General features: G+C 38.1%; 14 protein-coding genes and 2 pseudogenes. 14 read left to right on the forward strand and 2 right to left on the reverse strand.

Annotated features, from left to right (window positions below; translation table 11 throughout):
* The first annotated feature begins 1 nt into the window (after window position 1).
* The 14 genes and pseudogenes from hisC (at window position 2) to N782_RS08725 (ending at window position 11788) form a co-directional block, all read left to right on the forward strand.
* Complete coding sequence (hisC, locus tag N782_RS08660) at window positions 2-1099, forward strand: histidinol-phosphate transaminase (protein ID WP_036818555.1); 1098 nt, start codon at window positions 2-4, stop codon at window positions 1097-1099.
* A 3-nt stretch (window positions 1100-1102) separates the two neighbouring features.
* Entirely contained in the window at window positions 1103-2203 is a 1101-nt protein-coding gene (locus N782_RS08665; protein WP_036818557.1) for a prephenate dehydrogenase, read from the forward strand.
* 23 nt (window positions 2204-2226) lie between these two features.
* Window positions 2227-3513, forward strand: a complete 1287-nt coding sequence (gene aroA, locus N782_RS08670) for a 3-phosphoshikimate 1-carboxyvinyltransferase (protein WP_036818629.1) — start codon at window positions 2227-2229, stop codon at window positions 3511-3513.
* A 68-nt stretch (window positions 3514-3581) separates the two neighbouring features.
* A complete protein-coding gene (locus N782_RS08675) occupies window positions 3582-4457 on the forward strand; it encodes a hypothetical protein (protein ID WP_036818560.1) in 876 nt (291 codons plus the stop codon).
* A gap of 16 nt (window positions 4458-4473) precedes the next feature.
* On the forward strand, window positions 4474-5733 hold the full coding sequence (locus N782_RS08680; RefSeq protein ID WP_036818562.1) for a tetratricopeptide repeat protein: 1260 nt from the start codon (window positions 4474-4476) through the stop codon (window positions 5731-5733).
* 37 nt (window positions 5734-5770) lie between these two features.
* A complete protein-coding gene (locus N782_RS08685) occupies window positions 5771-6325 on the forward strand; it encodes a ReoY family proteolytic degradation factor (protein WP_036818564.1) in 555 nt (184 codons plus the stop codon).
* A 114-nt stretch (window positions 6326-6439) separates the two neighbouring features.
* Complete coding sequence (locus N782_RS08690; protein WP_036818631.1) at window positions 6440-6907, forward strand: YpiF family protein; 468 nt, start codon at window positions 6440-6442, stop codon at window positions 6905-6907.
* Window positions 6908-7045: 138 nt separating this feature from the next.
* Window positions 7046-7555, forward strand: coding sequence for a Rieske (2Fe-2S) protein (locus N782_RS08695; protein WP_036818567.1), 510 nt, complete (start codon window positions 7046-7048; stop codon window positions 7553-7555).
* Between the two features lie 3 nt (window positions 7556-7558).
* Window positions 7559-8233 carry a menaquinol-cytochrome c reductase cytochrome b subunit gene (qcrB, locus tag N782_RS08700; RefSeq protein WP_036818569.1) on the forward strand — a complete coding sequence of 225 codons (675 nt, stop codon included), beginning with the start codon at window positions 7559-7561 and terminating at the stop codon, window positions 8231-8233.
* A 41-nt stretch (window positions 8234-8274) separates the two neighbouring features.
* A pseudogene (locus tag N782_RS21955) lies at window positions 8275-9033 on the forward strand (menaquinol-cytochrome c reductase cytochrome b/c subunit); the annotation flags it as partial.
* Between the two features lie 210 nt (window positions 9034-9243).
* Window positions 9244-9459 (forward strand): annotated as a pseudogene (locus N782_RS22185) (c-type cytochrome); the annotation flags it as partial.
* A gap of 116 nt (window positions 9460-9575) precedes the next feature.
* Complete coding sequence (gene lhaT / locus N782_RS08715) at window positions 9576-10163, forward strand: lipoprotein heptaprenylglyceryl N-acetyltransferase LhaT (protein WP_036818571.1); 588 nt, start codon at window positions 9576-9578, stop codon at window positions 10161-10163.
* Window positions 10164-10232: 69 nt separating this feature from the next.
* Complete coding sequence (locus N782_RS08720) at window positions 10233-11024, forward strand: sporulation protein YpjB (protein ID WP_036818573.1); 792 nt, start codon at window positions 10233-10235, stop codon at window positions 11022-11024.
* A 71-nt stretch (window positions 11025-11095) separates the two neighbouring features.
* A complete protein-coding gene (locus tag N782_RS08725) occupies window positions 11096-11788 on the forward strand; it encodes a zinc metallopeptidase (RefSeq protein ID WP_036818575.1) in 693 nt (230 codons plus the stop codon).
* A gap of 352 nt (window positions 11789-12140) precedes the next feature.
* Here N782_RS08725 and N782_RS08730 read toward each other — a convergent pair whose 3' ends face one another.
* Complete coding sequence (locus tag N782_RS08730; RefSeq protein ID WP_036818578.1) at window positions 12141-12776, reverse strand: hypothetical protein; 636 nt, start codon at window positions 12774-12776, stop codon at window positions 12141-12143.
* A 137-nt stretch (window positions 12777-12913) separates the two neighbouring features.
* Complete coding sequence (locus tag N782_RS08735; protein WP_036818580.1) at window positions 12914-13780, reverse strand: YitT family protein; 867 nt, start codon at window positions 13778-13780, stop codon at window positions 12914-12916.
* Between the last annotated feature and the right edge of the window lie 274 nt (window positions 13781-14054).

Consider the following 14054-nt stretch of genomic DNA (forward strand, 5'->3'; position numbering starts at 1 on the left):
CATGAGAACAAAACCTATATTAGCTAATTTAACCCCATATGTACCTGGAAAAACGATAGAGGAAGTAAAGCAATCATATGGTCTAGAACGTATTGTTAAGCTTGCTTCTAATGAGAATCCTTTTGGCTTTTCTGACTATGTAAAATCAGGATTACAACAAGCAGTTGAAGGATTAGAAATATACCCTGATGGTTATGCTAGAGAATTACGTACAACGCTTTCTAAAACGTTGAGTGTAAATGAGAAACAACTTATTTTCGGAAATGGTTCTGATGAAGTTGTACAAATTATATGCCGTACATTTTTAGAGCCTGGTTCTAACACAGTAATGGCTACTCCAACGTTTCCTCAATACCGTCATAACGCACTCATTGAAGGAGCGGAAGTTAGAGAAGTTCCGCTTGATCAAGGTTTTCACAATTTAAGTGAGATGTTAAAGCAAATTGATGAACATACACGTGTTGTGTGGATTTGTAACCCAAACAACCCTACAGGAACCATGATTAATCAACAAGCATTTGAGTCTTTCATGGAACAATGTCCAGACAATGTTTTAGTTGTAATGGACGAAGCTTATGTAGAATACGTTTCCAGCTCTGATTTCCCAGACACACTTTCTGCTTTATCTTCTTACAACAATTTATTAATAACTAGAACATTCTCAAAAGCTTATGGATTAGCTGCTTTACGAATTGGTTATGGTATTGCTAGTGAATCAATTATTTCTAGTTTAGAACCTTCAAGAGAACCATTTAACACATCCTCATTGGCACAAAAGGCAGCTTTACTAGCATTAGAGGATCAGTCATTTATCGAAGAAACGTACAAAAGTACAGTAGAAACCAAACAGGAGCTACAAGAGTTCTGTGAGAATAATGGTTTAACCTATTATCCTTCTGAAACTAATTTCATGCTTGTTCACTTGCCGATATCAGGAGATGAGATGACGGAATACTTATTACGTAATGGATTTATTGTTCGCTCAGGAGAAGCATTAGGGATTCCGAATTCCATTCGCCTAACTATCGGAAAACAGGAACACATGGAAGAAATAATGGATGCCATGGGGGAAAAACTGGCTGAAAGTAGGCAGGTTTAACTCATGGAAACAACGATTCTTGTAAGTGGGTTAGGGCTAATTGGAGGCTCTATCGCCTTAAACTTAAAAAAACAAAATCATACCACCGTTATTGGATTTGATCAAAACAAAGACTCGATGGACTATGCAGTTAGAACAGGCATGATTGATCAATTCGTTCCTAGCTTTGAAGAAGGTGTTCAGCTTTCAGATGTAGTCGTACTAGCCACACCTGTATCCGTGTGTATCGACTATCTTCAAACAATTGATAATATGAGCCTGTCCCAACCTTTACTCGTGACCGATGTGAGTTCTGTTAAGAAACCAATAATGGAAGCTGCATCCAAGCTTCAAAATAATGCTATACACTTTGTGGGTGGACATCCCATGGCGGGGTCTCATAAACACGGTGTCGAAGCTGCCAAAGCTCACTTATTTGAGAATGCATTTTACCTATTAGTCCCAGGAAAAGGGAGTAGCGATAAGGATGTAGAGAAACTGGAATCTTTACTAGAGTCAACACGCAGCCATTTCGTAACCGTGGGAGAACAGGAACATGACCAAATGACTGGTGTTATTTCGCACTTCCCACATTTGATTGCCTCGTCACTCGTTCATCAAGCTAAGAATTGGCACCGTGTTTACCCATTTATGCATGAACTAGCTGCAGGAGGATTCCGAGATATTACGAGAATTGCTTCTAGTCATCCAAAAATGTGGAACGATATCCTTCTGCAAAATAAAGACACCATTTTAACGTTGTTAACAGATTGGATTACAGAGATGAACCATTTAAAAGAATTAGTTGAAACGGATGATCATAGTAAACTTCAAACCTACTTAGCTGATGCCAAGCAATTCCGTGATGGGCTACCCATTAAAAAGAAAGGTGCTATCCCTTCCTTTTATGATGTGTATGTTGATATACATGACCAAGCCGGAGCGCTCTCTGAGGTAACTCATCTTTTAGCTCAATCTAAAATTAGTATTGTTAACATTCAAATTCTTGAGGTTAGAGAAGGGATTACTGGCGTATTAAGATTGAGCTTTCAGACAGAAGAAGACCAAAAGAGAAGTAAATTGGTTTTAGAGAGAAATGGTTATGAAACGACGATTCAATATTAAAAGGTGGGAACTATATGAGTAGCATGACCATATCAAGAAGAACAAATGCTGTGAAGGGTATGATTACGGTACCAGGAGATAAATCTATTTCTCATCGATCCATTATGTTAGCGGCATTATCCAATGGAACAAGTACTATTAATAATTTTTTAACGGGTGAGGATTGCTTAACTACGATTTCTGCTTTTCAAGCGATGGGGATTCATATTATACAAAATGATAGCGAGATAACTGTCCATGGTAAAGGGTTATATGGATTAGAAGAGTCCTCCCAACCTATTAACCTTGGCAACTCTGGTACAACAACGCGCTTATTGTTAGGTATATTAGCAGGAACACCCCACCATTATTGTTTGTATGGAGATGAGTCATTATCTGTTCGTCCAATGGACAGAGTGACGATTCCTCTTAGTAAAATGGGAGCAACTTTTGATGGTAATCAGCAAGGTCGTCTTCTTCCTATGAGTGTAAGAGGGGGAGAGGTGCAACCTATAGAATACACCCTACCGATTAATAGTGCACAAATTAAATCATCTATCCTATTAGCTGGTTTATTTACTACTGGGGTTACAAAAGTGGTGGAACCTGTACCAACTCGAGACCATACCGAAAGAATGTTAACTGCGTTTGGTGTCGATATAGGTAGAGAAGGCAACACTATCTCCTTAAGAGGACAGCAGCAGCTTGAGGCTACAGATATAGAAGTTCCAGGTGACATATCCTCAGCGGCATTTTTTATCTGCGCAGCAGCGTTAAAAGCTGATAGTGACCTTGTAGTTAAAGATGTAGGATTAAACCCAACTCGTACCGGAATCATCGATGTACTCAAACGGATGGGGGCCACTATCGAAACGCGTATTACTAGATATATAGGAGATGAACCAATTGGTGATGTGACGGTACAAGGAGGTCCGTTAAATGGTATAACCATCTCAGGTGCGGATATCCCACGGGTCATAGATGAAATCCCTATTATTGCATTATTAGCCTCCCAAGCAGAAGGAAAGACCTTGATTAAAGATGCAGAAGATTTGCGTTACAAAGAAACGGACAGAATCCAGGCTGTTGTGGATATATTGCACAGTATGGGTGTTGATATTATAGGAACAGAGGATGGTCTAATCATTAATGGAAAACCGTCTACATTAAAAGGTGGAGAATACCATTCCTATAAAGACCACCGTATTGGAATGATGATTGCAATAGCTTCCTTATTAACGGATGAAGAAATCACTCTACAAGAACCTGATTGCATTTCCATTTCATACCCGTCATTTTTTGCACATTTTGATCAGATTCTAGAAGACTAGGAAAGTACACATAACTATAGGAATGCCTTCATACCTTGTACAAACGGTAGTAAGTAGGAGGTAAGGGTATGGAGGCATATTCTATTCATTCTAAACAGACTATGATTCGTGGTGAATGGTCAACTTTATCGATTGGAGTAAAGGACGGAAAATGGTGCGAAAAGAGGAAGTTGAAGAAGCAGACATTCCAAATGAATACCGATATGCTCTGGATGAGTCCGGGGAAGGTGTATGTAGATATAGAGTTTCCGTTATATAAGGTGGACTACCTCACCCCTTTAGTACGACGTTTTATTTATAAAGGATGTACTTGCATCATTTCACAAGTACCGATTCCTTCAAAGCGAGAGATGAAAGAGTTATATCTTGACTATATTAATGAACTAGAAGGTTTAGCTATTGATTATATGGTTGTTCCTCGTATCCCTCTTACTCAACTGGATGCTTCCGTTATTCGCTTCTTTGGTCTGCAAAAGGCTCCCTTTATCATAGTTGAAGTTAGCAACAAAGAAGAATTTTATTCGAAAAGCTGGCAGTGGATTACTCAAGCACAACATCCATCTTTTATTCCGATTGTCCCCGTATTTCAAATCGCTGGCGAAACTATTTCCTATAGTGAATGGTTGAAGATTGCTAAACAATTTGGTGTTCGTACATTGCCAAAGCCTTTAGATGAAAAACCTCTTTCCATTGAAAATTTACGAGTGACAGGAATTTCCCCCTTTAAAGGCGAATTTATTCATTTAGGTGACGCAGATTATAATTTATATTCCATTCATCCTTCTGAAGAAATTGAAGCTCTTGATCAAATGTTTTATCATAAAGCTATTCCATATGTTACAGTCTTACGTGGTAATATATTAAGAGCTAAATTAGAATTAGATGATTATAGTGGATACGGTAAACATCGAACGATCTCGATACCTAACCATTTTATGTATTAATTGAAAGGGTGGAATTATGCAAGGCCTAGAACAAGCAATCCAATTAATGAATTCAGGTAAATCAGATCAGGCTATTGAACGGTTACGTACTGAATTATCAAGAGCAAATGACGAGGAGAAATTCACAATTGCTGAAATGTTCCTGCAATGGGGCATGACGGATGATGCTGAAGAGATTCTTCATGAATTGAACCAGCGCTTCCCTGGAGAACATGAAATTACGCTTTTATTAGCTGAAATATATGTAGATCAAGAAAAAGATGAACTGGCTATTGACTTGTTAAACAAAGTTCCAGAAGATGATGATGAATATTTAAGCGCTCTTGTCCAACTTGCTGATTTATATCAAGCACAAGGATTATTTGAAGTTGCAGAGCAAAAGCTATTAGCAGCAAAAAATATATCACCTGCAGAACCGGTGTTAGATTTCGCATTAGGTGAGCTAGCATTTTCTACTGGAGAATATCAAAAATGCATTCCTTATTATGAAAAGGCGATGAGAAGAAATCAGCAGATGGGGGAAACGGAGATACCGTTACGATTAGCTGAGGCGTATGCTATTTTGGGTGACTTCCAACAATCTCTTGATTACTTCCAAGCAACGGATGACTACACACCTGACGTATTGTTCCGTTATGGATTCACCGCTTATCAAGCAAATCGTATAGACATTGCCATGCGTGTTTGGAAGAAGCTAATTGAAGAGGATCCATTTTATCAATCTGCCTACCCACTTTTAGCAGAAGCACAGGAGTCAGAAGGATTGATACAGGAAGCATATGAAACTGCGCATAAAGGCTTGAAAAAAGATGAATTTAATAAAGACTTGTTCGTTCAAGCAGGTAAACTCGCGTTTCGAATCGAGAATAAACAAGAAGGTTACCAACTAATTCGACAAGCTATCTCACTAGATCCAGGTGACAAAGAAGCAGCAATCTTTCTAGTAGAGCGTCTAAAAGAGGATGGAGATTTTGAGGCGATCAAAGATTTACTAGAACATTTAATCGAAATGAAGGAAGAAGAACCTCTATATAAATGGGAGTTAGCAAGAGCAAACAATGAATTAGAATACTTTAAAGAGGCATTAAACGACTATCAAGAAGCATATAATGCCTTTAAAGATGATAGCGACTTTCTTAAAGAATACGGTTACTTTCTTGTAGAAGAGGCAAGAGTAAACGATGCTCACCAAGTATTAAGTAAGTATCTGGAAATTGATCCTACAGATGAAGAAGTGCAAGAGTTTATGTCACGTCTTGAAACTAATGACGACTAGTAGTGATTCATCTCTTTTAAAAAAGGAGGTCCTGGAAGTGAAAACGCCTGTATCGGTAGAGGATAAGAAAGAATTTGTTCGTTGGTTTTTGAATCATTATCAATTGAAGCGCCGAGAAAGTGTTTGGATCCTGAACTATTTGATTAATCATGACACGATAATGGAAAATGTTCATTTTGTAGAAGAGGCTCGTTTTTGTCCACGTGGGATTATCATTTCAACTCATTGTGTGGAAGAAGTACCGTTTCGTTTTTATAAGGACCAAATTATGACAACAGACGCCGAGAAATCCTTCCATGACATTCGACTAAACAGAAATGAGGCAGTTTACATTCAGCTGAATTTTAAAAATGGTCACCAATCATCACAATATGCTGCTGTTTTAGAAGAAAACCCGTATATGCCTAAGGACTATTTTATTACAGAGAAAGATCAAGAAATAGCCGAAAAAGTTCTACAAACATCCATCTCAAACTATCAAACAGAACAATTGATGCTACAAATCGATGAAGCATTAGACACAGGTGATAAAGAAAAATTCCAGAGACTCTCCCTTCAACTAAAAGAGCTACAGTATAAATACACCCCATAAATAATGAAGGGGTGTATTTTTTTTTACTAGTTACACGTTCACTTCTTTTCAACACAGAATTTTGTAGTACAATAGAAAATAACTATTAGTTAATGGAAGGATAGGGTTTTGGATATGCAATGGAACACAGAAGACATGAATATGTATATTCATTCTAAGGAATACGTTGATACGTGCGTCATCCCACTTTTACCTGTTTCTTTTAATGCTGAAGATGATAAACTAGTTTCCATGGCATTTCAGCATGAATTCTTAACAGTATTTACAAATGAAATAGAAAAGCAATTTAAAGGCAGGATCTTTTTATCTCCATCCTATACGTATTCGCCAAGTGCAGAGATAGAACTTGAAATGAATAGGCTCAATAAGTGGTGTGAAGAAGCAGAAGCACAAGGGTTTAACCATATTCTACTATTTACTATGGATCCAAAGTGGAAGAAACAAGAACGTAAATTAGACGGTTCTTTAGTTTGGCTTCCTGCTGGACAAGTTGACTCGTTACAAAGTGAAGAAGCGCAAAAATATGTTCAATCACAAATTGATCAAGTAACAGAATTAATTATGGCATATTGGCAAGAATAATTCTTGAAGCGATTCCATTCTCAATATTGACCGGACAAGTAGATTGCGCTATCATAGTAATGTCCTAGTAAACTGTGTGATATTTTTCCATGAACGTTCGTGTAAACGTTGGATTATATGGATAGAGGGGGGAAAACAATGAGCGAAAGAAAGCAACAAGTATCCCGTCGACAATTTCTAAACTACACATTAACAGGTGTAGGCGGATTTATGGGTGCAGCAATGCTTGCTCCAATGGTTCGTATGGCTGTTGATCCTGTTCTTCAACCGAAGAAAGAGGGGGATTTTGTAGCAGTAACAGAGGTTAGTAAGTTAACAAAAGAACCTCAACGCTTTAACTTCAAAATTGAACAAGTAGATGCATGGTACACCTCTGAAGTAACAAAAGCTGCATGGGTGTATAAAAAGGAGAATGACGAGATCGTTGCTCTATCTCCAATCTGTAAACACCTCGGTTGTGTTGTCAACTGGGAAGGTGGACAAGGACATGAAGACAGATTCTATTGTCCATGTCACGGTGGCTTGTATGAGAAAAATGGAGAAAATGTACCAGGTACACCACCACTAGCTCCGTTAGATTCGTATAAGACAAAAGTAAAAGATGGAACGCTTTACTTAGGTGAAGCTGTACCAAATATGGAGGTGTAAAACATGCTTCAAAAGCTATATGATTGGGTGGATGAACGTGTTGATATTACACCTTTATGGCGTGATATTGCGGATCACGAAGTCCCAGAGCACGTAAACCCTGCTCATCACTTTTCTGCATTTGTATATTGTTTCGGAGGATTGACATTCTTCATTACAGTTATACAAGTGTTGTCCGGAATGTTCTTAACCATGTATTACGTACCAGATATTGAGAATGCATGGAAATCGGTTTATTACTTACAAAAAGAAGTAGCATATGGGCAAATTGTTCGCGGCATGCACCACTGGGGTGCGAGTCTAGTTATCGTGATGATATTTTTACATACATTGCGTGTATTCTTCCAAGGCGCATACAAAAAACCTCGTGAATTAAACTGGGTAGTAGGAGTATTAATCTTCTTCGTTATGCTTGGACTTGGATTTACTGGGTATCTATTACCTTGGGACAACAAAGCGTTCTTTGCTACACAGGTTGGCTTAGAGATTGCCCAACAAACACCATTAATAGGTACTCAAGTTAAAACCCTACTTGCTGGTGACCCAGAGATTGTAGGTGCTCAAACCTTAACACGATTCTTTGCAATTCATGTATTCTTCCTACCTGCCGCATTGTTTGGCTTAATGGGAGCTCACTTTGTGATGATTCGTAAACAAGGTATTTCTGGACCATTGTAGAACACGTTTGAAAAATACAGACACATAAAGGAGGGAACGCTGTGCATAGGGGAAAGGGTATGAAATTTGTTGGTGACTCACGTGTACCGGCAGAAAAGAAACCGAATATACCAAAAGACTATTCTGAATATCCTGGTAGAACAGAAGCGTTCTGGCCCAACTTCTTATTAAAAGAATGGTTGGTAGGTGCTGTTTTCCTTATTGGTTTCTTAACATTAACCGTTGTAGCGCCATCACCATTAGAAAAAATGGCAGATCCTACAGATGCAGGATATATACCACTTCCAGACTGGTACTTCTTGTTTCTTTATCAGTTCTTAAAATATGAATTCGCTAGTGGACCATATATTGTTCTTGGTGCATTTATCATTCCTGGACTAGCCTTTGGTGCATTATTGCTCGCACCATTCTTGGATGCAGGGCCTGGACGACGTCCATTTCAACGTCCGATAGCGAATGCGCTAATGTTAATTGGTTTAGCCGCAACAGTATTCCTTACTTGGGAAGCAGCGGACCATGTTGATTGGGAAGCTCGTGCTGAATCAGGTAAGATTACTAAAGATGTAGAGATTAATACAGAAGCTGCAGGCTATGAAATCTTCAAACAGAATTGTGCTTCCTGCCACGGTCAGGAACTAGGTGGAGGAGTAGGTCCTTCCTTAGTTGGTACAGAATTATCTGTTGAAGAGATTAAAAATATCGCTGTTAACGGAAAAGGTGATATGCCTGCTGTTATGAAAGGTAAGCCAGAAGACCAAATCCAAACACTATCAGAGTTCGTTAAAAACCCTGCTGGTGGCGGTGAAGGTGGTTCTGAAGGCGGTTCTTCTGAAGGAAGCTCCGAGGGAGGATCTGAAGGTGGATCTGAAGGAAGCTCTGAGGGAGGATCTGAAGGCGGATCTGAAAGTGGCTCTCAAGAAGGATCTGAAGGCGGATCCGAAGGAAGCTCTGAAGGGAGTTCTGAGGGAAGCTCTGGAGAAAGTGCAAGCATCAACACAGAAGCCGCTGGCTATGAGATCTTTAAACAGAACTGTGCATCATGTCATGGCCAAGAATTAGGCGGAGGTGCTGGCCCTAACCTGGTAAACAATGAGCTTTCTCAAGATGAGATTAAGCAAATTGTTACAAAAGGCCAAGGTAGCATGCCTGCAGTCATGCAAGGAAAACCAGAGGAAGACATTAATAAGCTAACAGAATTTGTTGCTAATCCATCAAATGGTAGCTAAAAAATCTCAGTCCTTAATTTCAAGCTAAAAACAACTTCTTGTTGTATAGAATTACCAATGAGAGAAGAAGCTGGCTTTATGAAGCCAGCTTCTTTTTCTGAATGGAGATGGTTTGTATGATTAGATATATATTAAAACAGAAGACGTTTCTAGCTCTATTGTTATTTATTAATATATTTGGTACGGCTTATGGTTATTGGTGGTATAAAGGACAGCTTGCTGTCACTCCTGACCACTTTTTAATTTTTGTACCTGATAGTCCAACAGCAAGCTTGTTTTTTTGCATCTTCTTAGCTTTCTTTATTTTTGGTAAACATGTTCCATACATAGAAGCTTTGGCTATTGTAACGCTATTTAAATATGGAGTATGGGCAGTAATAATGAATCTATTAACATTAATAGTATCAGGCTACCTTTCGCCTTTAGGTTATATGTTAATTGCGTCACATGGAGCAATGGCGATTCAAGGATTATTGTATGCCCCATTTTATCGTATTAAAATACGCCATATTGCAGTGGCTGCAATTTGGACTTTACATAATGATGTGATTGATTATGTATTTGGCATGATGCCGAAATATGGAAGTTTGAATCAATACATAGATCAAATAGGATACTTTACATTTTGGCTAAGCATTATTTCTTTATTTATTGCCTATTTCCTGACAGTCAGAAAAAATATCCAAAAAACATATAAATTTTAATCGCTTGTACTAATCCCCGTATTCGACTCATACATTGTAAGCACAAGGTTTGTGTGAGAGGGGACCAATATGAGACGGATATTTGAACAGAAACAGAGAAGAATAATAGTGCTTTGTATTGCGATGATAATTTTCTTGATGGCCGGACAAGTAGGCAAAGCTCAATCTTCTTTAAGTGAGCTACAGTCCAGTACTTATTTGTATTTACAGTTGATTGAAGAAGACCGGCTTGGTGCTGCAGATGCAATTCTTACGAAAGTAGAGCGTATAGCCTCTGGAGAAGAGGTAGGTAATCTTCGAAATGGACCATATAATTTGAACATGCTTTTACGTGAAACAAGAGACACATTAGAGGACGAAGAAGCGACAAGACAGGAAAGATATAATCGTGCTTTAACGGTGGCCTTGTATGTAGATGCACTTCAAAATCAAGTGGATCCACTTTGGGTTGTTTGGAGAGGTCATATCATTGAAATGATTAATCAGACTATCACTAGTGAAAACCCTGTGTCGAATGAATCATTGCAAAAAGTATATATGCTTTATGAGAGTATTATACCATCTATGCACACTTCTCTAGAGAAAAATGATAGGATGAAAATTGAGTTACAGCAAAATGCTTTATTGCAGGAGCTAGCTGAGCGTCCAAGTGAAGGTAGGGTACAAGTACTTCAAGATTTAGCGAATGTGTTAGAGGGTATTCAACCACAAGAAAAGAAGAGCTTAACGGAAGAGCCTGAATTTATTTGGTTAATGTGGACAGTTGGAGGATTAATTGTTGTTACATTAATTTATGTAGGTTGGAGAAAATATAGGGGTGAATCAGAAAAAGAAGTAAGAACCAGAGAGCGAGATAGTTGACGAAATGAACTTTTTTGACTAAAATTGACCTTATAATACAGTAGTTTATACCCCAATGGAGGAATGTAAAAATGATTTTTGGTGGATTTGGAGGCTATTTAATTTATTTAGCAATTCTCCTCATCATCCCTATATGGGCTCAATGGAAAGTGAAGAGCACATATAAGAAGTATTCGAAAGTCCGTAATGAATCAAACATGACTGGCGCAGAAGTAGCCAGAAGAATATTAGATGAAAATGGACTGTATAATGTAGCCGTAGAAGAAGTAAAAGGCATGCTATCGGATCATTATGATCCTCGCAAAAAGGTTGTTCGCTTATCTTCTGGCAACTACCATGAACCATCTGCGGCAGCACAAGCTGTTGCTGCACACGAAGTAGGCCACGCTATTCAGGATTCAGAGGAATACGCATTTTTGAAATTCCGTTCTGCATTAGCACCTGTTGCAAGTATAGGATCAAACATGTCTATCTTTATCTTAATTGCAGGTGTCCTTTTCTCTGTATCAGGTCTAGTATTAATTGGGATTATCTTCATGGCATTTGCAGTTCTATTCCAATTCGTAACACTCCCTGTTGAGTTCGATGCTTCAAACAGGGCAATGAATCACCTTGTTTCTTCAGGAGTTATTCGTAACAATGAAGAAAAACAAACGAAAAAAGTGCTAAACGCAGCTGCATTAACCTATGTAGCATCCGCACTAGTAGCTCTTCTAGAGCTAATACGTTTTGTTCTTATTTTCGTAGGCATGAACGAAGATTAATTAATCTAAAGCTATCCTAAGTGGATAGCTTTTTTTAATTTGATAAGGAGACTGCTGCAGAAGAAAGAGGTAGGCAAGATCGTCAGAATGATAAGGGTAGGTTCGACTAAGACCGTCACCTCGTGTAACAACGTCGAACGACCCTACATCGTGTAGGGACGCCGGCAGGACGGGATTTTTTCCACGGCCACATTTATTCTTACAAGAGCAACGGAAACAATTCTCCACCCATAATATCTCGACTCCAAGTCTTCAAGATAATGAGGCTAAATTAAGGATAAATCCAAAAATAAAATAAAAGAGCTTAGGAATTATCCTAAGCTCTTTCTAACTAATGGTCTCGTCTAATCAATTATTGAAACTCTTTATAAAAGTCTGGTGCGACTAGGTCTACTTCTTCGTAAAGTCCCTTCATTTTTTCAGAGAAAGCATTAAACTTCTCTTCAGCCTTGGAGAAATCGCCTTCTAGTGGATTGTCCAACGCAGTTTTAGCTTCATTGAAGTAAGCCTTCAAATCCTCAATAGCACTTGTCATTGTGTCTTTTTGCTCTTGGGAAAGCTCACTAGGTACTTCAAATGAGTCTAAAGATGAAACTGCTTCATCTGCAGCTGTTTTAGCTTCTTTTGCTTTTTCCTTAATACTTGACTTTAATTCCTCAGGGTTTTCAACATCTTCGCCGCCTTCTAACTTCGCAACATCAGATTGAACGCTTACTATTTTTGCATTTTGAGAACGTACGGTTTCTGCCATTTTTAGTTGAGTATCCATTAAAACAGACTGAGCTGATTGTTGATCACTTTCTGCATTGTCTGCGTTATCTGTACTCTCTGTGTTTTCAGTTGAACCTTCATCTTCTTGTGTTGTTTCTTCCTGTTGCTGTGATTCTTGATTTTCTTCGTTCTCGTTACTGTCTCCACTTTCTTCACCACCACATCCTGCTACCATAAGGATGGATGATACACCTAATGTAAGAAGTAATTTCTTCATTTCAAGACCCCTCTCTATTCCTATCTAATTTTTGAGAATAAATTCAAAATATTCCCTACCTAAATGAAAATATACCAATTAATGTAAGATTGTCAACTCAATCATTTGAAAATTATTAAAAAAGGAACAAAAGTCCTTTACTTTTCAATTGGATTTTTATTTTCATCTAACGTAAATCCTTCTCCTAAAACATCGTGAACCGAAGTAACGGCGACAAAAGCATGGGGGTCTACAGAGTTAATAATATTTTTCAACCTGATAATTTCATTTCGTCCAACAACACAATAGAGGACATCTCTTCTTTCTCCAGTAAAACTACCTTTTCCAGCAAGAACCGTAACACCTCTATCCATCTCTTTCATAATCTTAGCAGAGATAGCCTGACTTTCATGCGAAATAATAGTGGCTCCGCGGGCTGCATAGGCTCCTTCTACGATGAAGTCAATAACTCTAGCTCCCACGAAAACGGCAACTAATGTGTACATCCCTTCAATATGGTCAAGATAAAAGATGACAGCAGCTGCGATGACGGCTGTATCAAATAAAAACATTGTCCGTCCCATACTGACTCCGAAGTATTTATTTACAAGTCTTGCGATGATATCTACGCCACCAGTAGTTCCTCCACTACGAAAAATAATTCCAAGTCCTATTCCTATGAACACACCAGCAAATAGAGATGCTAATGTCATATCGTTTCGTAAGTCGATTTCAATCATATATACTTGGAATATCCATAGGAAAAAGGAAACAGCAAATGTTCCAATAATAGAGTAAATGAGTGTGCTTCTACCTAATAGCTTCCAGCCTATAATGAAAACAGGTATATTTAAAGCAAGGTTCATGATGGATATATTAAGTCCAAAATGGTCTAGTATAAGTATAATTCCAGTAAATCCGCCCTCGGCTAGATTATTTTGTATATTAAAGTGTACAATTCCAAATCCAAATATAGCTGATCCTATAAGTATGAAGAAGATATTTTTTAATTTAATTCCGAACAAATAGATTCCCCCTTTTTAATTCTTATCTCATCACTCCATTTATTATAGACAAATTAGTGAATGAGGAGCAATGAATACTTTTAATGTAGCAAAAAATTTGTCAAACAAGCCCCTTTTAGCTAACATGAAGGGAGATTGATAACAAGCTTACTAATAAAATGATGAAATGGAACTACCTATTTGACTTAATCCTAAGCTGAAAAAGTTTGTTACATAATTAAAAACACAATCTTAACGTAGATACTAAGAGTGTTGACCTTAATGATAGATAGAG

Origin of the sequence: Pontibacillus yanchengensis Y32 (genome assembly GCF_000770635.1) — a bacterium.
Classification (GTDB): Bacteria; Bacillota; Bacilli; order Bacillales; family BH030062; genus Pontibacillus; species Pontibacillus yanchengensis.

Excerpts from the sequence above, each read along its gene's own strand:
- hisC (WP_036818555.1), top strand. The coding sequence starts at position 2 with ATGAGAACAAAACCTATATTAGCTAATTTAACCCCATATGTACCTGGA.
- N782_RS08665 (WP_036818557.1), top strand. The coding sequence starts at position 1,103 with ATGGAAACAACGATTCTTGTAAGTGGGTTAGGGCTAATTGGAGGCTCT.
- aroA (WP_036818629.1), top strand. The coding sequence starts at position 2,227 with ATGACCATATCAAGAAGAACAAATGCTGTGAAGGGTATGATTACGGTA.
- N782_RS08675 (WP_036818560.1), top strand. The coding sequence starts at position 3,582 with ATGGAGGCATATTCTATTCATTCTAAACAGACTATGATTCGTGGTGAA.
- N782_RS08680 (WP_036818562.1), top strand. The coding sequence starts at position 4,474 with ATGCAAGGCCTAGAACAAGCAATCCAATTAATGAATTCAGGTAAATCA.
- N782_RS08690 (WP_036818631.1), top strand. The coding sequence starts at position 6,440 with ATGCAATGGAACACAGAAGACATGAATATGTATATTCATTCTAAGGAA.
- N782_RS08695 (WP_036818567.1), top strand. The coding sequence starts at position 7,046 with ATGAGCGAAAGAAAGCAACAAGTATCCCGTCGACAATTTCTAAACTAC.
- qcrB (WP_036818569.1), top strand. The coding sequence starts at position 7,559 with ATGCTTCAAAAGCTATATGATTGGGTGGATGAACGTGTTGATATTACA.
- lhaT (WP_036818571.1), top strand. The coding sequence starts at position 9,576 with ATGATTAGATATATATTAAAACAGAAGACGTTTCTAGCTCTATTGTTA.
- N782_RS08720 (WP_036818573.1), top strand. The coding sequence starts at position 10,233 with ATGAGACGGATATTTGAACAGAAACAGAGAAGAATAATAGTGCTTTGT.
- N782_RS08725 (WP_036818575.1), top strand. The coding sequence starts at position 11,096 with ATGATTTTTGGTGGATTTGGAGGCTATTTAATTTATTTAGCAATTCTC.
- N782_RS08730 (WP_036818578.1), bottom strand. The coding sequence starts at position 12,776 with ATGAAGAAATTACTTCTTACATTAGGTGTATCATCCATCCTTATGGTA.